Origin of the sequence: Streptosporangium sp. NPDC049078 (genome assembly GCF_040648855.1) — a bacterium.
Taxonomy (GTDB): domain Bacteria; phylum Actinomycetota; class Actinomycetes; order Streptosporangiales; family Streptosporangiaceae; genus Streptosporangium.
Window position 1 is genome coordinate 1 of sequence record NZ_JBEZEL010000013.1, and the last position, 26299, is coordinate 26299.

Below are 26299 nucleotides of genomic sequence, written 5' to 3' on the forward strand. Positions count from 1 at the left end.
CGGCCTGCCCAACACCGCGACCGGCAGCAACGGCTCCAGCACCGCCCACTGCTCATCAGAAAGATCCCCTCGCCCCACACCGAGATCATTACGGTGCGGAGCAAAGGACAGCGTCCACTTCTAAAACACGCCCTAGCCGATCCATCCGGTTATATTGATCTTTCTTGCGAAAAGAAGGGGTGCAATGGGCTCGCGATTTCTGAAAAGGAATTCTAATATCTGCAAATAAGGGTGCCCGTTATGGCGAAAAGGTATCGTTGATTCTTTTCCTGGATATCATATTCGCGCTGAAAGCGCGTTCGCCTTGTCTCCTGGGAGGGCCTCCATGCGGCGGGTTCCGGCTTCATCGGGAACATCCCCTTGGCCGTCGGGAACCTTCCTGAAGCGGCTATCGGAGCCATCCCGACAGGCCTTACTCGCGCTGGGGGTTACCCGAACGTATCCGGCTGATCATGTATTGATCCGCCAGGGCGATGCCGGAAACCTCGTCTTCGTCCTCACGCATGGCCTGGTCAAGGTGACCGCGCGCACGGAAAACGGCAAGGAGGCGCTGCTGGCGGTGCGGGTCCGGGGAGATGTGATCGGTGACATGGCTGTGCTAGACGGCTCGGCCCGCTCGGCGACCGCCCTCACGAGCGCGGCGACCGTCATCAAATTGATCAAGGGCGAAGTTTTCCTGGAGTACTTGCGGCGCTACCCTTCCGCCGCTCTGACACTTAGCACTCTGATCAGTGACCGGCTGCGCTGGGCCAACCAACGTCGACTGGAGTTCGCCGGATACGACAGCGACGTATGCCTGGCCCGACTGCTGCTGGCCGTGGCCGCCAGGCATGGCCGCCTCGGCCCTGAAGGTGTGGACCTGGGCGTCCCGCTGACCCAGATCGAGCTCGGCGGCCTGATCGGCGCCAAGGAGAGCACTGTTCAGAAGATCCTGCGTGCTCTGTCAGCGCGAGGGCTGGTACGCACCGGCCATCGGCGAGTGATCGTCACCGACCTTGCGGGCTTGACGGCTTTTGCCAATCTCCCTCCACTTCCTTTGGGAAATCATCCGGCAAAACCCTATTAATCCGGGTCTTCGAACGCCGATCGTCCGCACAATCGACGCTGGCACGCGACCGCGGAGCCGAGAATCCAGGAGGGGCAAATGCGCGATGAGCGAGAATACCGTCTGATGATCACCTCGGATATCGAGGACTATGGGAGTCGCCGCGATGGCGACCAGGTGGAGCTGCAAAAGACACTCATCTGGGTGTTTGACCTGGCTGCTGTGGCGGCGGGGCTGGCGTCTCTAGAGTGGAAGCGGCAACCACAGGGAGACGGTGAGTTCACCGTCTTACCGTCGGGGACCGATACCACGGCCGTCCTGGGACCCTTCGTCACCGCTCTCGCGCAAGGCATCGAGGCTGTCAATCGAGGACGGTTTCGCACGCGCCTACGCCTGGCTGTGCACGGCGGGCACATCCATGTAGACGGCGCGGCCGGGTCGCCGGGCGGCCACGCCGTGCAGTCGGGGCGTTTGGTGGGGGCCGATCCGCTGCGCGCTGCCATGAGCGCGTGTTCGGAGGCCAACCTCGGCGTGATCGTTTCAGATCGGATATTTGAGGACTTCGTTGGACAGGGCTACGGTGGCCCCTCCCCCGAGGACTTCCGTCACGTGCAGGTGAAGGCCAAATCCCAACAGTACCGCGCTTATGTCCATCTTCCCGGACACAACGTGCACCGGCTTTCGGAACTGGATGACTACGACGTCGTCTCCAGGACAGGTGGTGCGGGGGATCCGGAGGAAAGCACCGGCACCGGCAAGGTCAGCGCCGGCCGCGATTACTACGGCGGAAGCATCAACACTGCCAGCGGTAACGGCGTTGTGGTCTCGGGCGGCAGAGACGCCTTCTTCGACGGGAATCAGCGGCGGGAAAGGCCCCCTCGATGAGTGAGCCCGCACCTGGACCGGATGCCCCCACCACACAGAGCCGCGGGCAGGAAGATACGCCCCCGCCGGCCGCAGAGCCATCGCAGGTATCCGATCGCGACGAGCACGACCATCAAGACCAGGATGACCAGGATGACGATGAGCGCGACAGCCACGATGAGTACGAGGAAGACGACGCGTTGGCCAGCCGTATCCGGAAGGAGAAGGAACACCTGCGGCTGCGGCTGGCCAGCCTGCGAAAACTGAAGGCCGGACAGGACACGACAGCGGGACGTGATTGGTTCGGTGGCCCCGTCAATCACGCCAGCGACTACGCCCGGGTTTATGGCGCCGGCCGCGATTTCTACAACGTCTCTTCATCCGACGGCCCGCCTGTGCAGAGCGCCCCGGTCACCGCAGAGCGCCTGGAACGCCTCAAAGCCTGCCTGGTTCCCACCGAATCGCAGACTCAGCTGGCCAAGCTGCTGGTCGACGAACCCCTCTTGCTGCTGCGCGGCCCCCGCAACACCGGCAGGACTATGACTGCCATCGCTGCGCTGCTGGAGGTCACCCAATCGTGCCACCGACTGATGGTCAGAGGGGAACCCATCCACGTCGACATGAGCCATCTGGACAAGGGCATCGGATACCTCCTGCTCGCCGATGAAAGCTCCTGGACAGCGCAGTTGGAAGAGGTCGCCGACTATCTATCGGCCGTGGCGGCGCGCCGTGACTGCCGCATCGTCGTTTTGGTCGGCCCCGGCTACGATCTTCCCCACCGGGTGGTGGACCACACACCGCCCACCGCCGACCAGGTCTTTCGAAAGACCTTCGCCTACCTGCTCAGCGATCCGGACGCCTGGCAGGCGCACAGGCTGGACGAGCATGACATCGTCGGGCGACTGGCGGATTGCCAACCGGCCGAGGCGTTGCAGCTCGCCCAGCAGTTGGCCAATGGCGTACAGCGAAACCAGACCATAGCCGATGTGCTCAACGCTCAGCCGCTGTTCACCCGCACGCGGTTTCACAAGCATCTCGACAAAGAACCAACGAGATTCGGCCGGTATTTCCTGGTGAGCAGCGCCGTGCTGCACGGCCTGTCCGAACCGGTTGTGTCCCGGGCCGCCCTTAGCCTCTCCCAGCAAATTCGCGACGGAAAGGAGGAAAGTGAGGACGACGACACTTCGATATGGGAGCGACTCGGCAACTGGCTGAGCTACTCGGGGATCAGCACAGTGCAGGGAGATCGACGAGGTGAAGGGCGTCGCCTGCAACTGCGTGATGAGCTCGCCCCGTTGCTCTTGCCGATGATCTGGGAAGAGCTGCCTGCCGTTCGCGACCACCTCTACGTGTGGTTGCGCCATCTCGGTGAAAGCACCGACGAACATGTGCGGATCAAGGTCGCGCACGCCGTCGGCCTGCTCGCGACCTGCGATTTCGATCTGATTGAAAGAGAGTTCCTCGACGAATGGAGCCGCTCCACCAAGGTCAGACCGAAACAACTCGCCGCGTGGGCGCTGGAGGCCGCAACCAGCGATCCGGAGATGAGAGATCGGGTGCATGCGTTGCTCCGGACATGGTCCGAAACCGGCCCTCATCAGCGGCGAATCACGGCGGCGATCGCCTACGGTTCGCGAACAGGGATGCAGAACATCGACGAGGTGTTCAAGTCGTTCCGCGTGATCACACTGACCACGAAAAACTACTGGCTCTGCGATGCCGTGGCCCGCTCCATCTCCGATATCTATGGCGCCGACACCGCGCGCCCCATCGCCGAGGAGCTGGCCGGATGGGCGCGCGCGGACAAGTTCGGCGGATGGCTCGCCGCCGCACTCGCGCTCGCGCGGCTCAGCCCGCTACGCCACAACGGCGCCCGGCCTGTCCTGCTCGACCATGCCGCCGAGGCCGACCTGATCGCCTTGTGGACCCGCTCTTTGGAACTGAGCCTGTCTCCTGACGAGATGGCAGGGCGAGGATCAGGCCTGGCCGGCCAGCTATGGCAGCTGTTCACCGACTGGGTGAGGGAATGGGAGGAGCGGCCGTCGCTGCGGCCGGTCCTCGAAGGCGTCTTCAGAGCCAGCAGGTCAGGCACCCTCCGGCTGCGCCGCACCTACCAGCTCTACCTGCTGCTATGGCAGCACGACCAGACTATTTCCGCCCCGCTCTTTCACCATCTGACTCGCATCCTGAAGGACGGTTGACCGATGTCGTTCCTCATCCAGCGCTTCAACACCGCCCCCGAACCCTCCCGTCCTGAGGTGAGCGATGCTCTGACCTTCTCCGCACCCGCGTCAGGAGAGGCGTTCGACTTCACCGTGGCAGTGCGCCTGTCTCGGCTGCCCAGCGGCAGACGCAGCGCATGGACACCCGACCGAGAAGAGATCGACTGCGTTTACGACCTCGTGCGGCAGACAGTCCGTGCCACGACACGCAACCACTCCATCTTTGAATCGAGCGCAGCCGAGAAGGCGGTCAACGAGGTCCTTGAGCGCCGCCTCGCCACAGCACCGCACGCTGACAACGCGATCATCTCCCGCTGGAGAGCAAAGGCCGAGCTCGGACTGCCTGAGGAGGTGAAAACGATCAGTCGTGCCCACCTGATCAACATGTACGAGATCGAGGCGCAAGCAGAGGCCACGAAGTTGCGTGTGAAAAAACTCAGAGAGTCCAGCGAGGTCTATGCGGAACTCCTGTCAGAAGCCACCAAGAGCTCGTTAGCCCGCTACGCAATACGGCTGACCGAGAACCCCGGTAACACCGCCGACATCTTCGAGCAGATGCTCGAAACCCGCCGGGAGGACGCCGAGAAACTTCTCACTCTTGTCGCAAAGATCGTGGATGCCCAGCACTCGGCGAACGTCTACGATCTCGTACTCGCCAGCGACAGCGCGCTGCGTGAGGCCTTCGCACGACTCGGGATTCCACTGCCGGCGGCTGGCCCCGACTCCCTGTTCGCTCCTCTCGAGGAGATCTCCTAACCTAGCGACCCACGACCTCGCGCAGAAGTAGCTGCATTCTCACCCAGCGGATGGTCAACCGATCAGTGCCGTCAGCGCCAGCCAGGCAACAGTGGCAAAGGGCATCAAGGCCAACCAGGGCAGGCTGCGCCGAATCCGCTCGTGCTTGCGTAGCGCGATGTCAGCGAGAGTAGAGATCAGCGACCACACCTCACGCTGCTGCTCCGCCGCGCCGGCGGGCGAGGGAACCTCTGTCGGCCGGATCAAGCCGAACCTGTTGGGTCCTGCCGGGCCAGTGAGACGAGGACGCAGGGCGGCAACGAGGTGGTGTCCGGAGACGAAGCACCCGACCGCAAAGAGCACAGTCAAGATGGCCGTGGCGACCGCCAGCGGCGGACCACTCTTCCACGCCCCACCCAGGTCACCGGCCTGGGTGGCGGCGACTGCGGTGAATCCGAGATGGACGGTAGCCATCGTGGCCAGCTTGGCATCAGCCTGCTGAACGTAACCATGGAAGATCGTGAGAGTTTGTAAAGCGATGTTCAGAGACTCGACCGCTTTCAGTTCATCGTGCGCTTTGCGTCGTACCACCGTGACCCCCAGAGAGCAGTTCTACCGAGACATTTCCAGCCTCAGCTCTTCTCCGGCGCGCACACCCGCATTTCTGCTGCCTTGCAGCCACTTCTTACTTTTCGATTGTTACGGCAGGGCGGGCCCGTACCTCAGGGGCTCTGGCTCACTTTCGATGGTGACCGAGCGCGGTCACAGGTGATGAAGACGCGCTTGAGACGAATCAGCTGGCAGGGAGGGTGTCGTGGCGCGGTCCGACGATTCGGTTGTCAGCACGTCGTGGCCGAGCTGACCCCGCTGCACGACCGGCTCGCTCGCAGCCGATCCGCCCAGCCGAAAGTCGGTGAATTCCGCATGATACCCAGGTAGGTGTGGCCATTGCCGGTGCTCGACCGCCGAGCGGGACCGGGTGGCGGCGCGGCTTCTTCAGGCTCGCGCCGCCACATCGGTTTGTCAGGTGAGTTCGAACCAGATGACGGTTGTTGTGGGGGCGCGGTGGAAGCCCCAGCGGGTGGCGAGGTCGTTGACGAGGAGGAGTCCTCGGCCGCCGGTGGCGTTCAGGCTGGGGTTCTTGACGTGGGGGATCTGTGTGTAGCCGGGGTCCTGGACGGTGATGATGACACCGTGCGGGGTGAAGGCCACCGTGACGACGAACTCCCGTGGTGGGGCCTTCGGCTCGGGGGCGGCTGTTCCGGCGTCGGCTGGTTGGGTGCCGGTCGGTTCGGTGTCGACCGGCTGGATGTCGGTCGACTGGGTGTTGGTCGGTTTGGTGGTGTGTTCGACAGCGTTGGTGGCGAGTTCGCTGGTGAGGAGGGTGGCGTCGTCGCGGAGTGGGTGGTCGTCGCCGAGGATGTCGGCGACGAAGGTACGGGCGCTCCTGACCTGGTCAGGGGTGGCCGGGAACCGCTGGGAGATGACAGGGGGTGGTTCGGCGTCGTCGACCAGCCGGGGATCCGGCCCGGGTAGGGCGGCCAGATGGTGGTGGCCGGTCCGTTGGGGTCGTAGGTCGCCGTCCGGAATCGGTCAGCGAGCACTCCGGCGAGTACGGACAGCAGTCGTACGGTCATCCCGGTCACCTCCCTTGCCGGTGGTCTCGTTGCCTGTGTTGTCTTCGTTGTCTTCGGCGGCACTGAGGTCCCCGTTGGTCGTCTGGTGGGTCTGTTCGGGGTGGGGATGGAAGTCCTCGATGTGCTGTATCCGGGCGGCGAGTTCGGCGGGGGTGTCGGCTTCGAGGAGGCCGATGCGTTGGCGGTATCGGGTGGGGGAGAGTGCCCACCAGCGTCCGGTGGCGTGGCCGTACCAGGGGCGCCAGTCGGGGAAGCGGAGCGTCAGGGTGCGCAGCGCGCGGGGATCGTCGCCGGGTTCGTGCCGGAGGTTCTCCGTTTCGAGGGAGAGGGTGCTGCTCATGCCGTCACTCCCTTCCGGTGCGTCTCGCGCCTGCCGGGCCGAGTACCCGGCGGCGATTCACGTCCGTACGGCGGGGTGGCCGGTCGCGCGTGGCGTCCCCGGCTGATGGGGGAGCCTGGGAGGGGGTGGATCGGTGGGCGTGGGGTCATGGTGGCCGGTGCGGAAGGCGCGGGCAGTCGGCCGCAGAGGCCGAGGCGGCGCCGGGCCGTCATGCGGGTACGGACCTGGGCCGAGGTGGGCTGCTCCCACAGGTGCCCCGGCCGGTGCGGCAGGCTGGCGGCGTCGTGCGCGTACGGGGGATGACCGCACCAACGGCAGCCCAGGGGCGAGGGCGGACGCTCGGCATGCCAACGGATACGGATGATTTTCGGAGTTCTACTACTGTGAGACACAGATCGCGCACCTCCAGAGTGCGGTCGAGGCTCTGCCAGGCGACGCCATTCGCCAGGCAGAGCCGTTTTTGATGTTCTTGGGCTCGCCGGTCGTGAGCGCCCGCCGTTCCCCGCCGGATCGGGTCGCTGTTCTTTCTCGCCGCTGCTGCGGGCAGTGGATACGCGCGGAGAAGTTCTCGCCGTACCTCGGCGCGCTTCGTCGGGCAGAGCGGCGTCGCCCGCGTGCTCGGAGGCGCGTTTCTTCAGCCGATCGAGGGCATGTATCGAGGCGGTGCTCATGGGCGTCCATCTCTCACGATCCAGCTTGCTCAAGGTGCTGACAGCAGACCGCACGACCTGATTTGTTCGCAACGAACAGCAAAAACAGCAGGGAGTGTTCGGATGGCTACCGAAAGGAAAGGCGGTCGCGGGCGGCCGGCCAAGCCCCTCGACCCAGGCTCGTCACTGCTCGCCGCGCTGGGATCCAGGATGCGCGAACTCCGCAAGGCGCGCTCGCTCACGCTGATGGACCTCGGCGAGCTGACCGGATACTCCTGGCAACACCTCGGCGCCGTGGAACGGGCCTCGGTCGCTCCCTCGGAATCCGTGGTCCTCGCATGCGACACCGCCCTCGGCGCGGGCGGAACGCTCAACAACATGCTCCCGGGTGTCATCCGGGAGCAGGCGCATCTCCGTCACCGCAGCGAAGCCGCGCGCAGGCCCAGTTCGGAGGCACCGGATTCCGGTGTCGACTGGGGACGGCTCAGCACATGTGGCAAGCACGCTTCGGCGATCACCTCCGCCGTGGTGGAGGACATCGAAATGATCACCGTGCGCCAGCGCCGCCTCTACCACGAACTGACATCGGCCGAGATGCTCGTCCCGGTCGACGGACACCTCGCCCTTCTGTGCTCTCTCCTGGAGGCTCCCGCCCCTGACAAGCTGCGACGGCGAATCGCCTACGCGGCGGGAGAAGCGGCCGGGTTCGCGGCGTGGATCTGGTTCGATCTCGGTGACCACTTCGCGATGGGACACAGGTACGCCACCGCCTTGGACGCTCTTGGGGAAGCGGGCGACAAAGGGCTTCGCTCCTACGTCAGCGCTTACCGTTCCATCACCGCGGATACGGCCGGACGGGCCGATGAAGCCGTTCGACACGCTTCAGCGGCTCTGGACACGGCCGGTCGTTCTGTGACCCACGTGACGAGGTCCTGGCTGCACGCCGTGAGCGCCACCGCACGCGTCCACGCGGGCGACGGCAGAGCGGCACTGGCCGAACTCAACAAGGCGAACATGGCCCTGGAACGGGCCGGTGACGAGCGGGACGAATGGATGTACGACTTCGACCGCGAGCGACTGCTCGGCTACCAGGGCAACTGCCTCCTCGAACTCGGTGACTACACCCAGGCCTCCCGTTCCTTCGAGCAGGCCATCGGCGGGGTTCCCGCCACGTGCGTGCGCCGCAAGGCGGAACTCACCGTGGACCTGGCGCAGGCACGCCTCGGAGAAGGCGAACCCGCCGAGGCCGTACGGCTGGCCCAGGAGGCGATCGTCGTGTTCGCCCGGCGAGGATCGGTCGCCGGGATGTCCCGGGTCCACCGCTTCCGGGACCGGGTGGCGCCCCGGCAACCCGGGGTCGCTCGCGAACTGGATGACTTCGTCCGATCATTGCAAGAGTGAGCCCTATCCCCGCTGAGGTCGTCGCCCGCGCCACCATCTCGTACGACGCGGTCCAAGCGGTCGGTGAGACCGTCTACTGGATCGAGGGACGGTCGGACGGGGATGTGCTCGTGCGCTGGACCGCTGCCGAGGGCCGCCAGGACGTGCTGCCGGAGGGCTTCCACGTCGCTTCCTACGTGCATGAGTACGGCGGAGGTGCCTATCTGGCCACCGAGCGGGATCTGTGGTTCTGCAACGCGGATGACCAGCGGGCCTATCACGTACGCGACGGCGGACACCCCGTGCCGGTGACTCCCGCGTCGTCGGGAACCTGGCGCTATGCCGACCTTCGTCTTCTTCCGGGCACCGGCGAGTTGGTCTGTGTACGGGAACGTCACGAAGAGAACGGCATCCACAACGAGCTGGTCGTTCTGTCGGCCGAGCCGTCGATCATCGCCTCCGGCGAGGACTTCTACATGTCCCCGGAGCCCAGCCCTGATGGGAAGCAACTCGCCTGGGTCTCATGGAACGTGCCGCTCATGCCGTGGGACGGTTCCCGGCTCTGGCTGGCCGACATCGGGCCTGATGGTGCGCTTACCGGTACGAGGCTGGTCGCGGGCGGGGATGAGGAGTCGGTGTGCCAGCCGCGGTGGAGCGACGAGGGGGTGCTGCACTTCGTCTCCGACCGGTCGGGCTGGTGGAATCTGTACGCCTGGCGCGACGGCCATGCCGAGCCGGTCATCACGGGGGCGTTCGAGGTCGCGGCGGCTCCCTGGGAGTTCGGGTATCGCACTTATGTTTTTCAGGGTGACCAGGTCATAGCCGTCGTCCAGCAGGGGGCGCTGCACTCCTTGGTTGTGAAGCGCTCTGGCGGTGATGTGGAACGGCTCGCGTTGCCGTACACCTCGATCAAGCCTTACCTGGCGACGGCAAACGAGAAAGTCGCCTTCATCGGCTCCAGTCCCACTCAGTTACCTACGGTCGTGTTGGCCGAGATCAGCGGTGCCGTTCGTGAGCTCACACCGGCCGACGTCGCTCTTGACCAGGCATCGCTCGTCCGGCCGGAGCCTTTCACTTTCGGCACCCGCGACGGGAGTGAGGCGCACGGCCTCTACTACCCGCCCTTGGGAGGAAGCGATGGGCCTCCGCCACTGCTTGTACGGGCTCACCCAGGGCCGACAGCGAACTGGCCGCTACGGCTGGATCTCCACGCGCAGTACTTCACGAGCAGGGGTTTCGCCGTCGTCGATGTCGACTACCGGGGGAGCACCGGGTACGGCCGCGCGTATCGGTTAGGTCTTCGTCATCAGTGGGGGATGGTCGACGCCACCGATTGCGCCGATGCGGCTCGTCAGTTGGTGTCCGCCGGTCGGGCGGATCCTGGGCGGGTGGCGATCTGGGGGGCCAGCGCCGGCGGGTACACCGTCTTACGGGCCTTGGCGATCACCGATGTGTTCGCGGTCGGGATCGCCAGGTCGGCCGTGGTCGATCTGGAGAGCTGGAGCAGAGCCGCACCTAAGTTCCAGGCTCATCACGCGGAGTTGCTCCGGGATGAGCTCTCCGGCGAATCAGAAGCCGCGATTCGACGTCCGTTGCTTCTGATCCATGGAGATGAGGATCGGGTAACCCCACTTGACCAGGCTCGGACTCTTAGTCGGCACTTGGGTTCCGGCTCGCGTCTGGTCGTTGTCACCGGGGCAGGACACAGCCTGCGGAGAGCTGCTGACATCCACCATGTGCTCCGCCTGGAGTTGGAGCACGTTTGATTGTCACTCCTCGTCTCTGTCCTCAAGCTTGGTCGTCACCTTGTTCACGGGCGGCGCCTTAATGGAGACCTTGCCGCCCCAGCCGGTGAAGCGGGTCTCGACACTGATCGTATTGCCCTCCCACCCGGTGCTGTCGTAGATGCCAGTGGGTGGGAAGGACGTGGTCAGGCGCTGTGGCAGGTGGTTTCTGTCCAGGGTGAGCTTGAACGTCACCACGGTCTTGTCGCTCGACCGGAGCGGCAGGGTGGCACGGAACCAGGGCGAGACCTTGGCGAGCTTGCCGAAGGTGGTGGTGCCGCTGTAGGTGGTACGTGACTTCTTGGCGCCCTTGAGCAGGCTTGCCAGGGTCGCCGGCTCTGCGACGTTCACCAGCTGGCTGAACCAGCCGCCCACGCCGCCCGTCATGCCGTCCGAGCCCTTGTACCAGCTTTTACCGCTCGGCATCTTGTCGCGGTAGGTGCCGCCCTGAGAGTAGCTCGTGGTGCCGATCCGGATCGTCCGCCCGGAGACGGACGAGGTGAAGACTTCATCAGCTGGGCCGGGGCCCTTCGAGCTGATGTCGGAGGCGACGATCCCGCCTCGGCCAAACTGGAAGGAGCCGGTGCGCCGCAGGTAAGGCTGCCCCTTGCCCTCTTCGATCATGGTGGTCCGGTCGGTGAACCTCACCCCCTTGCCCGGAACGAACTGGCTCTTTAACGCCTTGACCGGGTCGGCAGGGGCGGCTTGAGCGTGGGCTTGGGCGGGTGCCCCGGTCACGAGCGCGACGGCCGTGACCGCGGAGATGCTCGCGATCATTCGCTTCATAGGGGTTCCTTGATAGTCCGGGAAAGGAAGGGCAATCTTCCCCGACCTTGATCACGGACGTGTCTCACCCCTGTGGGCCGTCATAGCCGAGCATCAGGAACACGGCTCGTTTCACAGGTGTCGGTCGTACCGATGCCTCGACCTGCTCGTAGGACGGCACGTCGTCGGTGATTGTGGCCCCTTTCCTCCCCGCCGCCGTGTTCGGTGAGATCCGCTCGGCCGTAGGCGGGGTCCACGGTTGGGCAGATGGGACGGCGAGAGGCACCTCTGAGAAGACCGAACGGGCATCCTTGCTGGTACCCCTCGGAACTGAGATGGACCTGGCCGAGTAACCTCGCTCGAACCGAGGTCGCGCATGCCGTACCTTCTCCATCTCCGAGGTATGAGGGAAGGAACCACCATCCACAACTACCAGCAGCCTGCGAAGAAGCCGGGAGGCGGATGCCTGAAACTCCTCTTGCTCGGTGTGGCGGCCCCCGTGGCACTGCTCGTGTACGTACTCATCGGGGCCGGTTCGAGGGACGAGCAGAGTCTCGCGTACACGCCCGCGGGTACCCCATCGCCCACTTTCTCGCCAGGCGTGCCCGTGCAGAAGGCGGAGGAGGTCCTCGCTGAGATGTCGACCCCGAAGCCGACCCCGAAGGCGCCCGGAATCGGGGATGTGGTCAGGGACGGGAAGTTCTCATTCAAGGTAACCAAGGTAGAAAGGCGGTCGGCGGTGGGACAGGGACTGCTCGCCAAGAAGGCTCAGGGGCAGTTCGTTCTGATTCATGTGACGGTGAAGAATGTCGGGGGCAAGGCCGCGACGTTCTCCGATTACAACCAGAAGCTGTTCGACAGCAAGTACCGGGAGTTTAAGGCCGACTCTGGAACTGCGGTTATGCTCCTGAAGAACTCCAACGCCTACCTCAAACAGATCAACCCCGGCAACGGCGTCAAGGGGATTCTGCTGTACGACGTACCCAAGAGCGCCAAGCTCACCACGCTGGTGCTGCGTGACTCCGTCTTCTCCGCCGGTGCCAGGGTCGGCCTTCGGTAATCGGTGGTAGGCGTTCACTCACTCTCGAAGAGGCGACGCTTGTCCAACCTCGCGTCGTCATGTCGGTCTGTCAGGTGAGCTCGAACCAGACGGTGGTCGCGGTGGGGTCGCGCTGAAAGCGCCAGGGGGTCGCGAAGTCGTTGACGAGCATCAGTCCTCGACCACCCGTGGCGTCCAACCCGGAGTTCTTCACGCAGGGAATCCGCGAGGAGCCGGTGTCCTGGACGGCTATTAGCACGCCGTGCGGGACGAAGGCCACCGTGGCGACGAACTCTCTCGGCTGTTCGGCCGGTTCCGTACCGTCCCGGGCGGTGTGGGCGGTTGCGGTATCGGTCGGTCTGGTGGCGTGTTCGATGGCGTTGGTGGCGAGTTAGCTGGTGAGGAGGGTGGCGTCGTCGCGCAGGGGGTGGTCGTCGCCGAGGATGTCGGCGGCGAAGGCGCGGGCGCCTCTGACCTGGTCGGGGGTGGCGGGGAAGCGCTGGGAGATGACGGGGATGTGCTTCGGTGTCGTCGACCAGCCGGGGGCAGAGCCGCGGCCCATCACGCGGAGCTTCTCCGCGATGAACTCTCCGGTGGCGGCGTAGTCCGGATGACGATGCTCCTCCAGTGGAGGCAATGGCTCATATCGACGCGGCCAGTGCCTCTTTCGCGATCCGTGTCGAGTTGATGAGCGAATCGAGCAGCGGCTCCGGCAAGATCCCGGATCCCAGACCGGAGCGGGTCACCAGCTCCGACAGTGCCTCGCGTCGCACGTCGGTCAGCCCTATGCGAGGGCTACGGTATCCGAGCACGTCGCGTGCGGCGTATCCGTCGCCGGCCTCGACCGTCTCCGCGACTACCTGGGCGAGTACGCGGTCGGCCGCATCGGCGTCGGCGACGTCGGCGAGGGTGGCCACGGTCAGCCCGAGCCGGGCACGGAAGACCGCGTAGCCGGGCACAGGCTCCCGCCCGAGAAAGTGCCCGACCATCGCCGTGACGTCCCGGCTGATCGATGCGTCGTTCGGGGCCGAGCACATCACGTTCAGGCAGGAGTAGACCTGCTGTTCCCACGGTTGCGTCGGAGTGCTCTCTTCCAGTTCCGCGCGCGCCGCCAGCGGAGCTCCGCGCAGGCAGTGGGCGATGATCGCGGCTTGCCGCCCCTCCATGAGGTGCAGTCCGACGCCCCTGTGTGCCCTGGCGTGCGCGACCGCGTCGTCCCAGCGCCCGGCGAGGGCCAGGGCGCGGATCCCGTCCGCGAGATACTGCAGCCAGACCCACTCGCGTAGTTCGCGGTGCTCCTGCCGTGTGCCGGTGAGGTCGGCCAGCGGCAGCGTGCGCTCGTCGACGACCAGTTCGGTGTTCGTGATGACGGCCTGATACATCGCCTTCAGCAGTCGCAGGGCCTGCCCGCCACTGTCGGCGCGGATCTGGAGACGGGCGAGGTTGAGGACGGGTTCGAGCATGTATCTGGCTTGCGGCACGGTGAGCCGAGGGCCTGCCGCGAGGTAGACGTCGATGTGCTGCCTGCACAGTTCACGGGCCAGATCCGCCAGGCCGCAGTCGCTGGCCAGCAACGCGGCCTTGTTCAAGGCATGGGCTCCTTCGGCCATGCCATCCGAGCCCTGTCGTCCGGCCGCGCCCGCGATCTCGGCGATCTCGGTAACCCGTTCGGGAAGTGATGGGCAGGCGGGCCGGGGACGGCCCAGGAGCGGGAAGCGGCGCGTGGCGGCGCTCAGCGTCGCGATATCCATGATCAGCTCCGGGGCAGGATGGCTTCGATCACCGCGCGGGCGAGAACGCCTTGGGTGGTGGCTGACAGGCCGAACCGGTTCCAGTGGAAGATCAGCACGTGGGTGAGGACGGCGCGCACCCCACGGTCGAGGCGGCCCTGAGCAGCCGCATCACCGAGTCGGCGGCCGGCGACCTCGAACGCGGCGAACCAGGGCGCGGCGAACTCGACCGGCCCGCCGGGTGCGAACAGCGGGCTGTCGACCTGTGCGGGCAGGGCCAGCAGGGCATGTACGCCGTCCGCCAGCCGTGCGACGCGCGCGGCGTCGACGGCGGAAGGTGTGGGGCGCAGCCGGGCCACCCGGCCGAAGACGTCGCCGCGTTCGAACCAGTCCAGTCCCGCCGCGTGCAGCAGGCCATTGATCAACAGGACGGACAGCTCGCGACGGCCGAGGCCGGGAGCACTCCGGCGGGCGTACTCCAGCACGCCGCGGCTGTCGGCGCAGAACAGGTCGTGGACGGCGTTCACACCGGCCGGTCCGCCGAAGGCGGTGATTTCCGGTTCGTACACGGTCGGCCACCAGCGTGCGAGCACTCCGGACGCGGTCAGCTCGTCGAGCACCTGATCCACCGCCGCAGTGTCCGCTCCGCGCAGGCGTAGCCGCCAGCAAGGGTGCTTGCGCAGGAACCACCATCCGGCCACGGCCCCTTCGGCCTGAAGCCGGTCCAGGTGCGGCCCGAGCCACATGGCTCCGGCCGTCTCCGCGATGTCCCAGCCGGGGAACTGAACATGAAGCTGATACCACCCCGTTTCCGCGCGCCGCTCCAGCGCGGTGAGCCCGGCGGCCTGATACACCCGCAGAGCTTCCTGGAGGTCGGCCGGGTCCAAGCCGTTCTCGGCCGCGCTGGTTCCAATGGCGGCGCCCGCGAGGACAGCGAGCACGCCGTCCGCGATCTGGTAGGGCGGGGCGTCGGTCAGGTGATCAGCAGGCATGCGTCCCATCCCGAGCGTGGCGGCGTGGCGTGCCGCGTGGTCTCCAGCACCAGGCCCACTCCGGCACCTCCGGTCAGCAATCCGGTCTTGTCGTCGCGTACGGTCGCCGTGTGCCGGGTCAGTGCGGCGGCGACTACGGGAAGCCGCTGTTCGATCGCAGGGTTTCGCGCGTCGCGGGCGGCTCGGTAGGCGGTCTGGTAAACCCCGGCCATCCCGTGGCACAGTCCCGCCTCGGTGATCCGGTGGAGTTGCCGGTCGGACAGGCACGTGGCCAGGACCTTCTCTGCGGCCTCGCGCCGCGTTGAATCGTCGGTGGCGATGGCCGCGAGCTGCTGGGCGCGAGCGATCCCGATCGCGCCGTAGCACCAGGACGGACGGCCTGGGCTGTCTCGGCAGGGACGGCCGGTGCGCAGTTCCTCACGGGTGACCCACTGCGGCCACCACGGCCCGTCCGCCGAGTCCTGCCGCCACCGGTCGAACCAGACTTGCAGGCACTCGATCGCCTCGTCTTGGCCTTCGACCACACGGCTGCGGGAGGTGGCGAGGGCGAGCAGGGCGAGCAGCCCGCCGATCCCGTGCGCCATCCCGAAGTTCGCGTGCCCGCCAGGGGTCGGCAGGGTCGGGTCTGGGTCGTGAGCCACCCACCAGCCCGGCAGTTCGAGCCCATCGTCGTGACGCGGCTCGGTCAACCGGATGACGTAGCGCAACACGTCGGCGAGGATCTCGCTGCCGGGCATACGGTGCAGCAGGAGCGCGCCGATCCCCGTCAGCCCATAAAAGAGGTCGTACTCGCCGAACGTGGCGGCCTCGCCGCGTTCCATCCGGCTTGCGGCGGTCGTCAGACGCCGGTGAGTCAGGCGTAGTACGTGCCGGTCCAGGGTCGTGGTCGTGGAGCGGTAGCGGGAATGCCCAGCTGCGGCGGCGTGCAGCACGAAGTCGATCGCCGGAGCTCCGTAGTACAGCCCGGCGTGCGCGGCGGCGTCGATCGGACCGGCCGCAGCCTGCCGGATGTGTGTGTGCGCGCTCGCCCAGCCCCCGGAGCCGTTCAGGGCTCGCTCGATATGCAGGAGCGCGGTCCCAGCCGTCCCGGTCGCCAGGGACTGGCCTGCCACTTCGTCGGTGGTGAGCGTGACCGGGTCGGTGTTCACAGGGCATCGACCAGGGCCAGGCGGCGCAGCGCGGCGGCACGGGCGAGGCGACCGGTCACCCGCTCGAACGCCGGATCGACGCCGACGGCGCGCACGTGGTGCTCGTGCAGCAGGGTGCGCAGCGCGGTGACCGGGTCACGCTGGGAGGCGAGAGCGCGATGGTAGGAGGTCAGGGCCGCGTCCCGGACGCGCCATGCGGCGGCCACCGCGTCGCCGCCCGGCAGAAGCCGTACGGCTCGGAAATCCTCGGCGGGGTCGGCCAGGTGGAGCGCGTGGTCGCGGAGCGTCCGGTCCAGCGGCCCGGTCTGCTGTTTCAAGCACCGGATCAGCGCCCGGTATCCGGAGGTGGTGTCGGCGGCGAAAGCCGCGGCCAAGTGCGCCATCGAGGCGGCGGCCAGGGCCTGGGCGGCGATCCCGGCAGCCTCGGCCATCGCGATTTGGGCGATGGCGGCCACCGTGTCGGCGGCGAACACCCGCTCGGCCGCGATGAGTGCCGGACCCTCACCGTAGCGTGCGGGATGCTGCGGGCAGGAAGCCAAGGTGAGCTGAGCGGGCAGGCCACGCGCCTGGAGGTCGGCGGCGAAGGCAGCCAGGTGGTCGGCGGCTGAGCCGTACTGTTCGGGGGCGGTGAGCCGCAGGAACACGGCGAGGTGCTGATCGGCTTCGAGCCGGATCATGTCGCGGTGCCGACGCACCCACCAGCGCTCCACCAGTGGGCCGAGCATGTCGACGAAGGCAGGCAGGTGACCGGTCAAGATCTCGTCGAACCGCGCGGGATTGCCTACGACCTGCGCGTGCACCAGCGCGGAAGCACCTGGCAGCAGGACGGCTCCCGGCGCCGTGGTCACCGGCAGCCTGCGCGGTGGCGGGGTGATCGCGGTCATCGGGATCAGCAGTTCCGTCGGTCGCCCGATCCAGTCCTGACAGCCGGGCGGGCCGTCCTCGGCCAGCTCGATCCGCCCGGCTCGCTCCAGCCGCGTACGCAGCAGGGTGCGGTCCAGCGCGTGCTCCAGATCGAGTGGAAGCCGTAGCTCCCCAGCGCACAGCACGACCCTTGCCGGTACCCGCCACCGCTGCCGCCAGGCGCCCACAGCCGCATCCCACCGGTCGCCGATGAAGGCGCCCGGCAGGTCGGCGGAGCTGAGGATCCAGCGGGCGGAGGCCAGTACGGTGCGCCGGTAGCGGATGCGCGGGACGTACGGCAGGGTGCGCGCGGCACCGAGGTCGAAAGGCCCGAAAACCGCGCTGCGCGCGTCGGCGACCTCGGCGAGAAACCGTGCCAGCGGCGGGCTCTGGACGGAGGTGTCCAGCGCATGCGGTATCCGGGGGACCACGCGCCGCCCGGTGGAGCGCTGAACCAGATACATCTGGTCGGCATCGACGGTGACCGCCAGGTCGTCCACGTCGATCACGTCGCCGTCAGGGTGCTCGGACAGGGACACGACGTCGGCCAGCAATCGCGGTAGGCGCACCACGTTCTCGTTGTGCGGGCGGCGAGGCGGGAAGGACAGCTGCACCGCCGTCGCGGCGTCCTGGTCGTCCGCCGCATAGGACGCGGCCAACAGTGCGCGGTCGGTGTCACCGAGCAGAGGAGCGAATCGTCCGGCCATGCTCGTATGAGCGCGAGGTGCGGCGGTGACCCGTAGCTCGAAATCACCCCGGTCGATCGCCTCGATGGAGGTGGCATGCAGCGCGACACCGAGCTCGATGCGCTGCGGCGGCACGATGTCGGCGTACTCGCCCACGGTCAACGCCTGGATGTCGGTCTCGGTCAGCTCGATCTCCTCGGCCCCATCCAGGACCGCCTTCTGGATCAGCGCCAGCAGGACGGCGTCGCGCTCGGTCAGCGTCCGCCAGGCAGGCCGGGCGCGTGGCGCGCCGAGATAGCCACCGGGGTAACCGAGCCCGGAGTCGGCGACCAACTCCCGCACCGGCACCAGAGCACCGGGGCCGTAACGGGCGCGGAAGCGGACGTGGTAGTCGAGCCAGGCCGCCGAACCGAAGGGCCGAGGGGAAAGGCGTAGCAAAACGCCGGCGGCGAGTGTGGCCTCGGCCAGCACGTGCTCGGGGACGGTGATCCGCGCGTCCAGCCGCATGTCGGCGGCGAGCACATGCCCGGTGCCGGGTACGAGCGCGGTCATCCGCGCGGCGACCGACGCTCGGATCGCCGCGGCCTGTTGTGGGTCGACGCCGGTGTTGTGGCGGACCAACTGCGCGCTGATCTCCTCAAGCCGATGTAGCAGCGCCGCGATGTCGGCCAGGTGCTCCGCACCCGCCGTGTGTAGCGCGCCGATCAGGTGGGTCAGCCCGTCGGCGGCCGTCATCGGTGGACGCAGGCCGGTGATCAGGATGCGCCGGTCGACCAGGCCGTGCAGCAGAGTGAGGACCTTGTCCGGCGAGGTGGCCGGGAAATGGGAGGTCAGCTGGGCGGCAAGCGTGTCGAACCGTATCGGCGAGGTGGCCGCGGCCAGCGCGACCCGCACGGGCCGGGTGTGGCGTACGGAGATCTCTCGTAGCGGTCCGGGGGCGCGGGCACCCACCTGTGCCCGTCCGGCCACGATGAAGCGGCCGTCACGCACGATTCCGGCGCTGTCGGTCACCACCGTCAGATGCGGGCGTAGGTCCGGGCACCGCTCGATCTCGTCGATCAGGGCCGTGAGCCATTCGGCATCCGCGCGCACCAGCGCACGGTGTCGGGCGCCGACTGCCGCCGTCGCGAGGCCGACGCCGGCGGTGGCGACCCCGGCGAACATCCCGAACGGGGTGGCACGCCGTTGCCAGCGCAGCAGGTAAGAGGCCACAGACACGATGGCGCGACGCAGGTCGCCGCCGATGGCCGGGCCGGTGTCGGCGCGTAGGAGCTGGTCGATGCGTGATCCCAGGACCGGGCTGGCCATCCGCAGTGCCTCGCGCACCTCACCGCGACCCCACATCTTCGCCAGCCACGCCAGGTCTTCCCGTTCGATCGCGGCCGGGTCGGATACGTCCAGGTGTGTCGGCGGGTCCAGGTCGCCGGGGTCTGTCGTCGCGCGCACCAGTACCAGGCCGGTGTGCCGATAGCGCGTGGGCACGGTCACGGTGATCCGACTCCTTCTCGGCCGGTCATGGATCGTGCCGTCGGCGCCTCGCGTGCGAGGGCGCCGACGGCAGAGGGACTGGTTCAGGACGGGTCGTTGGAACTGGTGCTGCACGCACTGGTGCCACACGTGGCACCGCACCCGTCACTGGTGTCACACATCATGATCACGAGCGGCGTGGTGGCCTCGACCACGCGCATGTCCAGCTCGAACTCCTCGTCGGCGACGACGGCGACCTCGGCTTCGGCGGCGTCGAGAGTCAGCGGTGGAGCCATCGGATCACACTCCTCACATTGCAGGGTTGGGGGTGGTGCGTCCTGGCCCGCGCGTCGCTCAGCTCGTCGCGGGCCAGGAGATCGTGACCAGTCCATGGGTCTTTTCCAGGACCGCCGAGCCTTCGGGGATCCGGGTGAGGTCGCCGCCGGTCGGCCAGAAGGCGAACGTGGGGGCCGGACCACTTCGGGCCTGCCGGTCCCACGCCTGGATCTGCTCGACCATCGCGGTCGCGGCCTCCTGACCGTGCGCTCCGTAGGCGCGCGCCCCGAACTCGACTCCGGCACCTTCCACGGCCGGGCGCACCGCCAGATAGGCGAACGAGTCACCGCGCACGACCCCGAAGGGAAACCACTTCCCGCGCTCCTCGGCCAGCTCGGTTCCCTCATCTGCGGCGAGCTTGCAGAAGCCGGGCAGGAAGCAGGCGAACCACAGGTGTAGGTCGGCGAACGAGATCCCATGCCCGATCGTGACGCCGGACCACACCGCGGTGCGCTGGGTCGCGAGCACGCCGTCGAGCAGGCTCGGGTTCTCCGGCACTCCGGTATCGAACCGGAGACTGACGTGGCGGCCTTGGGCGTCGGGGAGTCGGAAGACGGGCTCGGAGTGCTCGCCATCGCCCCGCATCGCGACGAACCCGCACACCTCAGCGGACGTGCTCACCAGATGGTCCGCTACACGCCGGAACGCGATCGAGCGGGTGACCCCGTTCATCCGCAGCGGCACGACGATCACTCCGCCCTCGGCCAGCTGATCCAGCCAGGCCGGAGGCAGATCCCACGCGCCCACCGTCACGATGATCCGGTCGAACAACTCGGACGCGGGCACACCGTGCTCGGCGTCGGCCAGCACGACCGTTACCCGCTCGCCGTACCCGGCCGCCTCCAGCAGGACCTTGGCCCGGTCGGTCACCTCCGGGTCGATGTCCACGCTGACCACACGCCCATCCGGGCCGACGACCTCTGCGAGGAGCGCGGCGTTGTAGCCGCCCGAACCGATCTCCAGCACGCTCATCCCCGGCCCGAGCCCCGACTGCTCGATCATCAGGGCCTGGATGAACGGGGCACTGATCGAAGAGACGATCACGCCGTGCTCGTCCGTCTTGGTCGCCACCGAGTCGTCCACGTTGTACGTGGCCTCCAGCGGCGTACCCTCCGGCACGAACACGTGCCGCTCCACCACCGCGAACGCGTCGGCGACCCGGTCGTCGCGGATGAATCCTCGCTTGCGCAACTGCTGGACGAGAGCCTCGCGCAGCAGCTCAGCGGAAGGGGAGTCGTTGTGCCGGGACGTCATCATGAACGAGCTTCCTTCGAAGGGTTGGCGAGGACGGCAGACCGCCGTCAGGGCGATCATGTCCTCGTTTCTCAGGCGGTATAGCTGTCTTCACCGGACATCGGGGCGCGGTGCTGCGGCGGCACTTGGTCGCACCGCCTTGACGTGCACCCACCGGAAGGTGACGGACCGTAACCGTCCAGGTTGACGCTAGGTGGCTCCGCGTTCGGGCATCAACGAACTTCTACGAACTTGCAGACGAGTCCACTATCGGAGATCGTCGATGGCTTTTGTGATCAAGGCTCGGGCGGCCCCGCCATACACGGCCATGTCGGCGAGCCCACCGAACGCCTTGATGTAGAGGGTGATCTCACGGGGCTGTGTGACAGTCACCTGGGCCGAGAGCAGTTCGATGTTCACTTGCATGTCATCAAAAACGCTGAAGCCCTCCAGCGGCCACACGGGGCGCCCGCTCGTGGCGAACGGGACGATTCCCAGACTGACCGAGGGCAGAGCCGCCATGGCGATCAGGTGGCCAAGCTGCCCCGCCATCACCTCCGCGTCGCCGACCTGGTAGCTCAGCACCGATTGTTCGACCAAGACGGCGAACCGCGCGCCGGAGTGGAGCACCTTCTGACGCTCCATACGGACGGCGACCGCCTGCTCGATGTCGTCGGGAATCTCACGGAAAGCCGTGATGGCCCCCATCAGCGCCGTCGCGTAGCCAGGAGTCTGAAACAGGCCGGGGATCAGGAGCGAATGATAGAAGCGGAAGTGACGGGTCCGCTCGTAAAGAGGGATGGAAGACCTCTGAAGCCGCCCGAGGCCGGTGCGCTGGACCCGGCGCCATTCGACGTACATCGAGGAAACGGCTCGGGCGGAGGCGATCAGATCTCTGGTCTGCTCGGCAGCCTCGCACACCTCGCACCAGGTCCTGATGTCCTTGTCAGACGGTGAGGTCCTGGCGTTCTCGATCCGAGATGTCTTCGACTCGTGCCACCCTGCCGCCGCCGCCAGTGCCCGAGCGGACAGGCCCGCATCGAGGCGGATCTCACGAAGACGGCCGGCCAGTACTTCCCGGGCCTGCTGGACGCTGGACGACGGTGACGAGGACATGACCGTGTGGGGGGTGAGCAGCAGGTCAGGCGGGACGATAGTCGTGGTGGTCGACGGCGCGTTCCCACACCCGTTCGAAGGCCTCGACACACAGCTTCACGACGGCGGGATTCTCGGTCATCTCGTCCTGGACGAACTCTCCGTTGCCGCCGAAGTGACTGAGCCGAACCAGGCGGCCGTCGAATACCCAGAAGTCGTTGCCGGGAAGCGCCAGGTCCGAAGCCCGGCGCCTAGGCAGCCACCGCACCTGTTCGCCGGCCGCGATGTTGGAGAAGGTGACGTCGTACTCGAACTGGACATAGTCGCTGACCGGTTCGGACACGACACGGGCGCGACGCACCTGGACGCCGCGGGCGACGGCTTCAGCGATCACGCTGTGAAAGGGGTTCCACCACTCGTCACGGTTCGCCGGATTCTCGCGATGGCCGGACCGCCAGCTCGCGAACCGGCGGGAGCCGGGATCATAGACATCACGCATCTCCAGGTGCACCGCCGACCGTTGGGTGCCGGAGATCAGCTCACTGAACGCCGGGACCGGAGCCGTCTCCATCGTGTGCCTCCAGAACGAACGGGATCATCCGTACCGGAAATCGTATGACCGTCTCGTTCTCGGGGACGACGCCGATCTCCGCCTGGGTCTTCACGTCAGTGATCTTCCAGCCTTGCAGGATGAGGTCGCCGGTCGCCTCGTCGAGCCACACCGTGGGCGAATGGTCGTTGTCGCTGTCTGGGTCCTTGCCGATGAACCGTAGTCCCATGAAGATCTCCATGTGTCCAGGTGTGCACGGACTTGCAGAATCGACCTTCACCCGATGCGGTGAACCGGTCAAGGATTTCAGCATGTCAGCCGCTGTTCTGACCGGAATCGGACAACCTTCGGGTCACCGCGTTCAGGGTGACCTCGCCCTGATGACCCCGCTGCGTGACCGGCTCGCCTGCCATGGACCCACTTAGCCGAGAGGTACGCGAAGCGCTCATCACCGGTAGACGGCCGACGCCGGTACTCGACCGCCGGGGGGATGGTTGAGGACGTGGCGGCGCTGCTCCTCCAGACTCGCGTCGCCACGCCGGGTGGTTAGGTGAGTTCGAACCAGATGACGGTTCCTGTGGGGTCGCGGTGGAAGCCCCAACGGGTGGCGAGGTCGTTGACGAGGAGGAGTCCTCGGCCGCCGGTGGCGTTCAGGCTGGGGTTCTTGACGTGGGGGATCTGTGTGGATCCGGGGTCCTGGACGGTGATGATGACGCCGTGCGGGGTGAAGGCCACCGTGACGACGAACTCCCGCGGTGGGTCCTTCGGCTCGGGGGCGACTGTTCCGGCGTCGGCTGGTCGGGCGCCGGTCGGTTCGGTCTTGGCTGACCCGGGCTCGACCGGTCGGGCGTCGGTCGGCCTGTCGGTCGCTCCGGTGGTGTGTTCGACGGCGTTGGTCGCCAGTTCGCTGGTGAGGAGTGTGGCGTCGTCGCGGAGTGGGTGGTCGTTGCCGAGGATGTCGGTGACGAAGGCGCGGGCGTTTCTGACCTGGTCGGGGGTGGCGGGGAAGCGTTGGGAGATGACGGGGGTGTGGTTCGGTGTCGTCGACCAGCCGGGGATTCGGCCGGGGTAGGGCGGCCAGATGGTGGCGGCCGGTCCGTTGGGGTGGTCGGTGGTCGTCCGGAATCGGTCAGTGAGCACTCCGGCGAGTACGGACAGCAGTCGTACGGTCATCTCGGTCACCTCCCTTGCCGATGATTTCGTTGCCCGCGTTGTCTTCGGCTACCCCAAGGTCCCCGTTGGTCGTCTGGTGGGCCTGCTCGGGGTGGGGTGGAAGTCCTCGATGTGCTGCATCCGGGCGGCGAGTTCGGCGGGGGTGTCGGCTTCGAGGAGGCCGATGCGTTGGTGGTATCGGGTGGGGGAGAGGGCCCACCAGCGTCCGGTGGCGTGGCCGTACCAGGGGCGCCAGTCGGGGAAGCGGAGCCTCAGGGTGCGCAGTGCGCGGGGGTCGTCACCGGGTTCGTGCCGGAGGTTCTCCGTTGCGAGGGAGAGGGTGCTGCTCATGCCGTCACTCCCTTCCGGTGCGTCTCGCGCCTGCCGGGCCGTGCTCCTGGTGGCGATTCGCGTCCGTACGGCGGGGTGGCCGGTCGCGGGTGGCGTCCTCGGGGGACGGGGGAGCCCGCGAAGGGGTGGCTCGGCGAGCGCGGGGTCACGGTGGCCGGTGCGAGAGGCGCGGGCAGTCGGCCGCACAGGCCGAGGCGGCGCCGGGCCGTCATGCGGGTACGGACCTGGGTCGAGGTGGGCTGTTCCCACAGGTGTCCGGGGCGGTGTGGCAGGCTGGCGGCGTCGTGTGCGTACGGGGGATGACCGCACCAGCGGCAGCCGAGCGGTGAGGGCGGACGCTCGGCATGCCAACGGACTCGGATGATCTTTATGGCTCTACTAGGGTTGAGCACAGTTTGCACCTCCGGTGTGCAGGCGAGGCTCTGCCAGGCGAAGCCACTCGACTGGCAGAGCCGTTTTCTCTGGCGGTATCACCGGCCATGTCCGTGTCTTGGCTGGTGACGAGGAGTTTCCGTGTGAGGGCGGCGCATTCGTCAGGTGGGTTTGGTCACCTGCTTCGGCGCCTGATGTGCTTTGCGGAGTTCGGCGTATCGGAACGCGGGACGCCCTGGTCGACTGCACGCATGGGCGACATGCCCGCGACGAACGTTCCAGCCGATCTCCTGCCCGACGATTCCGTCCATCGCGCCACACGACGGGTTCGCGCTGCACGAACAGGAGCGTCGGCCCGTTGTGTTGATGCGCCTCCGTAGAGACCCAGCACCACGGGCTTCCACCGGAGTCCGTTCGACAGCTGCTCCGACCGTCGGGTGACGGGAGTATCGGCCACTCCCACACTCATCTCTCCTCACGGAAAGTGAAGTTATGAGTGCGGAGAGGTGTGGACATCAACGCCCTTGATACTTTGACGAGGAGGGGAGTCAAGAGAGTCAAGGCGGGTTACCGTGAGGCCATGACCTACTCAGACCCGGCGGCGGAGAGCGTGGGAAAGCGCGTACGACGTGCTCGTAAGCGCCTGGGCATCACCCAGACCGAACTCGCCCGGCGCGTCAGCCGAGCGCAGTCCTGGGTGTCCGGCGTCGAGAACGACAGCATCCCTCTTGACTCCATCGCGTTGATCAACACCATCGCCCGAGTGTTGCGCGTGCACCCGAACGAACTCACCGCGCGCCCCTACCGGGGCGACACCCCCGCCGAGGATCGGGGGCACTCTGCGATCCCCGAGATTCGCCGCCATCTGGAGCGCTACGACCTCGACCCCGAATGGGTCGGCGAAGTACGGTCACTGCCTGACCTCCAAGCCGCGACTGAGCACGCTTGCTGGCTGCGCCTGGAAACCCGCTACGGGGAACTGGCCGATGCGCTGCCGCCCCTGTTCTCCGAACTTCAGGCGGCTACCCATCTGTACGCCGAGCCTGACCGGAGCAAGGCGTTCGGACTGCTCGCTTTCGCTTACCAGACGGCGAACTCGGTCGCTCACAACCTTGGGTACGCGGACCTCTCCCTAATCGCCACCAGCCGAGTCCGCTGGGCTGCGGAACGCTCGGGAGATCCGTACCACGGTGCTGTATCCGCTTACCTGCGGATACGAAACCTGTGGACCAGCACCTCGTGGAACGACGCGCTCGCCGTACTTGACGCGGCCTGCGCGAGCATCGAGGACGAGTACGTAGCGGGTAAGCCCGAGGCTCTGGCTGTCTGGGGTGGCCTTCAGTTACGGGCCGCGATCACCGCGGCTCGCAAAAACGACGCCGACGAAGCATGGTCACGGCATCGCCTCGCAGCCGAAGCGGTCACCCGACTCGGTGCTCGACAGCGCACCAACTACTACGAGCTGTGCAGCAACCAGCACAACATCGACATCCACGGTGTCGCCGTCGCCGTCGAACTTGGTGACGGCCCCCGAGCAGTGACCCTGGGAAAGAAGGTTCGCCTACCGAAGGGCCTTCAGGCCAATCGCGTCGGACACCACCATCTCGACCACGCCCGAGGCTTGCTCTGGTGTGGCAAACGCGACGACGCCCTGGCCGAAATGGAGTACGCGGAGAAGGTGGCTCCCCAACTCGTCCGCAACCATCCGATGGCCCAGCAGGCCGTACGGACCTTGCTGGACCTGGAGCGGTACAGCTACCGGGAGCGGATCCGTCGGCTGGGTGTTCGGATGCATATTCTCTGATATATCCGGGGTGGCCGGT

Annotated in this window: 27 protein-coding genes; 10 read left to right on the forward strand and 17 right to left on the reverse strand. The window is 66.9% G+C overall.

The window, feature by feature from the left end; genetic code table 11:
• The 5 genes from AB0B90_RS22545 to AB0B90_RS22565 form a co-directional block, all read left to right on the forward strand.
• On the forward strand, nucleotides 1-216 hold a 216-nt coding region (locus AB0B90_RS22545), incomplete at its 5' end, for a hypothetical protein (protein ID WP_362924474.1).
• 109 nt (nucleotides 217-325) lie between these two features.
• A complete protein-coding gene (locus tag AB0B90_RS22550) occupies nucleotides 326-1066 on the forward strand; it encodes a Crp/Fnr family transcriptional regulator (protein ID WP_362924476.1) in 741 nt (246 codons plus the stop codon).
• A 78-nt stretch (nucleotides 1067-1144) separates the two neighbouring features.
• The gene (locus AB0B90_RS22555) at nucleotides 1145-1930 is read left to right on the forward strand and encodes a hypothetical protein (RefSeq protein ID WP_362924478.1); all 786 of its coding nucleotides are present in this window, start codon (nucleotides 1145-1147) and stop codon (nucleotides 1928-1930) included.
• Entirely contained in the window at nucleotides 1927-4110 is a 2184-nt protein-coding gene (locus AB0B90_RS22560; RefSeq protein WP_362924480.1) for a hypothetical protein, read from the forward strand. The genes AB0B90_RS22555 and AB0B90_RS22560 overlap by 4 nt, the downstream gene beginning before the upstream one ends.
• Before the next feature lie 3 nt (nucleotides 4111-4113).
• Nucleotides 4114-4887 (forward strand): hypothetical protein, encoded by a 774-nt coding sequence (locus AB0B90_RS22565; RefSeq protein WP_362924482.1) that lies wholly within the window; start codon nucleotides 4114-4116, stop codon nucleotides 4885-4887.
• 54 nt (nucleotides 4888-4941) lie between these two features.
• Here the strand turns inward: AB0B90_RS22565 and AB0B90_RS22570 are convergent, their stop codons facing one another.
• Entirely contained in the window at nucleotides 4942-5457 is a 516-nt protein-coding gene (locus AB0B90_RS22570) for a hypothetical protein (protein WP_362924484.1), read from the reverse strand.
• Nucleotides 5458-5889: 432 nt separating this feature from the next.
• Nucleotides 5890-6288 carry an ATP-binding protein gene (locus AB0B90_RS22575; protein ID WP_362924845.1) on the reverse strand — a complete coding sequence of 133 codons (399 nt, stop codon included), beginning with the start codon at nucleotides 6286-6288 and terminating at the stop codon, nucleotides 5890-5892.
• On the opposite strand from AB0B90_RS22575, the gene AB0B90_RS22580 reads away from it, so the two are divergent.
• Nucleotides 6211-6402, forward strand: coding sequence for a hypothetical protein (locus AB0B90_RS22580; protein ID WP_362924486.1), 192 nt, complete (start codon nucleotides 6211-6213; stop codon nucleotides 6400-6402). The two genes, AB0B90_RS22575 and AB0B90_RS22580, sit on opposite strands and share 78 nt — an antisense overlap.
• Nucleotides 6403-6459: 57 nt before the next feature.
• Here the strand turns inward: AB0B90_RS22580 and AB0B90_RS22585 are convergent, their stop codons facing one another.
• Entirely contained in the window at nucleotides 6460-6843 is a 384-nt protein-coding gene (locus AB0B90_RS22585; protein ID WP_362924488.1) for a hypothetical protein, read from the reverse strand.
• Nucleotides 6844-7616: 773 nt separating this feature from the next.
• Here AB0B90_RS22585 and AB0B90_RS22590 point away from each other — a divergent pair.
• Nucleotides 7617-8894 (forward strand): helix-turn-helix domain-containing protein, encoded by a 1278-nt coding sequence (locus AB0B90_RS22590; RefSeq protein ID WP_362924490.1) that lies wholly within the window; start codon nucleotides 7617-7619, stop codon nucleotides 8892-8894.
• A complete protein-coding gene (locus AB0B90_RS22595) occupies nucleotides 8891-10639 on the forward strand; it encodes a prolyl oligopeptidase family serine peptidase (RefSeq protein WP_362924492.1) in 1749 nt (582 codons plus the stop codon). Before AB0B90_RS22590 ends, AB0B90_RS22595 begins: the two co-directional genes overlap by 4 nt.
• Nucleotides 10640-10642: 3 nt before the next feature.
• Here the strand turns inward: AB0B90_RS22595 and AB0B90_RS22600 are convergent, their stop codons facing one another.
• Entirely contained in the window at nucleotides 10643-11443 is an 801-nt protein-coding gene (locus AB0B90_RS22600; protein WP_362924494.1) for a hypothetical protein, read from the reverse strand.
• 355 nt (nucleotides 11444-11798) lie between these two features.
• On the opposite strand from AB0B90_RS22600, the gene AB0B90_RS22605 reads away from it, so the two are divergent.
• On the forward strand, nucleotides 11799-12482 hold the full coding sequence (locus AB0B90_RS22605; RefSeq protein WP_362924496.1) for a DUF4352 domain-containing protein: 684 nt from the start codon (nucleotides 11799-11801) through the stop codon (nucleotides 12480-12482).
• Nucleotides 12483-12552: 70 nt separating this feature from the next.
• Here the strand turns inward: AB0B90_RS22605 and AB0B90_RS22610 are convergent, their stop codons facing one another.
• From AB0B90_RS22610 to AB0B90_RS22670, 13 genes are all read right to left on the reverse strand, one after another.
• Nucleotides 12553-12741, reverse strand: coding sequence for an ATP-binding protein (locus AB0B90_RS22610; protein WP_362924498.1), 189 nt, complete (start codon nucleotides 12739-12741; stop codon nucleotides 12553-12555).
• A 111-nt stretch (nucleotides 12742-12852) separates the two neighbouring features.
• Nucleotides 12853-13098, reverse strand: coding sequence for a hypothetical protein (locus AB0B90_RS22615; RefSeq protein WP_362924500.1), 246 nt, complete (start codon nucleotides 13096-13098; stop codon nucleotides 12853-12855).
• A 4-nt stretch (nucleotides 13099-13102) separates the two neighbouring features.
• Nucleotides 13103-14212, reverse strand: a complete 1110-nt coding sequence (locus AB0B90_RS22620) for a hypothetical protein (RefSeq protein ID WP_362924502.1) — start codon at nucleotides 14210-14212, stop codon at nucleotides 13103-13105.
• A 2-nt stretch (nucleotides 14213-14214) separates the two neighbouring features.
• Nucleotides 14215-15183 carry a thiopeptide-type bacteriocin biosynthesis protein gene (locus AB0B90_RS22625; RefSeq protein WP_362924504.1) on the reverse strand — a complete coding sequence of 323 codons (969 nt, stop codon included), beginning with the start codon at nucleotides 15181-15183 and terminating at the stop codon, nucleotides 14215-14217.
• The gene (locus AB0B90_RS22630; protein ID WP_362924506.1) at nucleotides 15165-16331 is read right to left on the reverse strand and encodes a lanthionine synthetase C family protein; all 1167 of its coding nucleotides are present in this window, start codon (nucleotides 16329-16331) and stop codon (nucleotides 15165-15167) included. Before AB0B90_RS22630 ends, AB0B90_RS22625 begins: the two co-directional genes overlap by 19 nt.
• A complete protein-coding gene (locus AB0B90_RS22635; RefSeq protein WP_362924508.1) occupies nucleotides 16328-19408 on the reverse strand; it encodes a lantibiotic dehydratase in 3081 nt (1026 codons plus the stop codon). Before AB0B90_RS22635 ends, AB0B90_RS22630 begins: the two co-directional genes overlap by 4 nt.
• 83 nt (nucleotides 19409-19491) lie before the next feature.
• Nucleotides 19492-19683, reverse strand: a complete 192-nt coding sequence (locus AB0B90_RS22640; protein WP_362924510.1) for an FxLD family lanthipeptide — start codon at nucleotides 19681-19683, stop codon at nucleotides 19492-19494.
• Nucleotides 19684-19741: 58 nt separating this feature from the next.
• Nucleotides 19742-20980: a methyltransferase, FxLD system gene (gene fxlM / locus AB0B90_RS22645; RefSeq protein ID WP_362924512.1), complete on the reverse strand. Its 1239-nt coding sequence runs from the start codon at nucleotides 20978-20980 to the stop codon at nucleotides 19742-19744.
• 243 nt (nucleotides 20981-21223) lie between these two features.
• A complete protein-coding gene (locus tag AB0B90_RS22650; RefSeq protein WP_362924514.1) occupies nucleotides 21224-22072 on the reverse strand; it encodes a DUF5753 domain-containing protein in 849 nt (282 codons plus the stop codon).
• 25 nt (nucleotides 22073-22097) lie between these two features.
• Entirely contained in the window at nucleotides 22098-22622 is a 525-nt protein-coding gene (locus AB0B90_RS22655) for a DUF6879 family protein (protein ID WP_362924516.1), read from the reverse strand.
• On the reverse strand, nucleotides 22591-22830 hold the full coding sequence (locus AB0B90_RS22660; RefSeq protein WP_362924518.1) for a hypothetical protein: 240 nt from the start codon (nucleotides 22828-22830) through the stop codon (nucleotides 22591-22593). The genes AB0B90_RS22655 and AB0B90_RS22660 overlap by 32 nt, the downstream gene beginning before the upstream one ends.
• A gap of 317 nt (nucleotides 22831-23147) precedes the next feature.
• Nucleotides 23148-23774 (reverse strand): ATP-binding protein, encoded by a 627-nt coding sequence (locus AB0B90_RS22665; protein WP_362924520.1) that lies wholly within the window; start codon nucleotides 23772-23774, stop codon nucleotides 23148-23150.
• Between the two features lie 48 nt (nucleotides 23775-23822).
• Nucleotides 23823-24104 carry a hypothetical protein gene (locus tag AB0B90_RS22670; RefSeq protein WP_362924522.1) on the reverse strand — a complete coding sequence of 94 codons (282 nt, stop codon included), beginning with the start codon at nucleotides 24102-24104 and terminating at the stop codon, nucleotides 23823-23825.
• 952 nt (nucleotides 24105-25056) lie between these two features.
• Here AB0B90_RS22670 and AB0B90_RS22675 point away from each other — a divergent pair.
• The gene (locus AB0B90_RS22675; protein ID WP_362924524.1) at nucleotides 25057-26280 is read left to right on the forward strand and encodes a helix-turn-helix transcriptional regulator; all 1224 of its coding nucleotides are present in this window, start codon (nucleotides 25057-25059) and stop codon (nucleotides 26278-26280) included.
• Nucleotides 26281-26299: the final 19 nt, after the last annotated feature.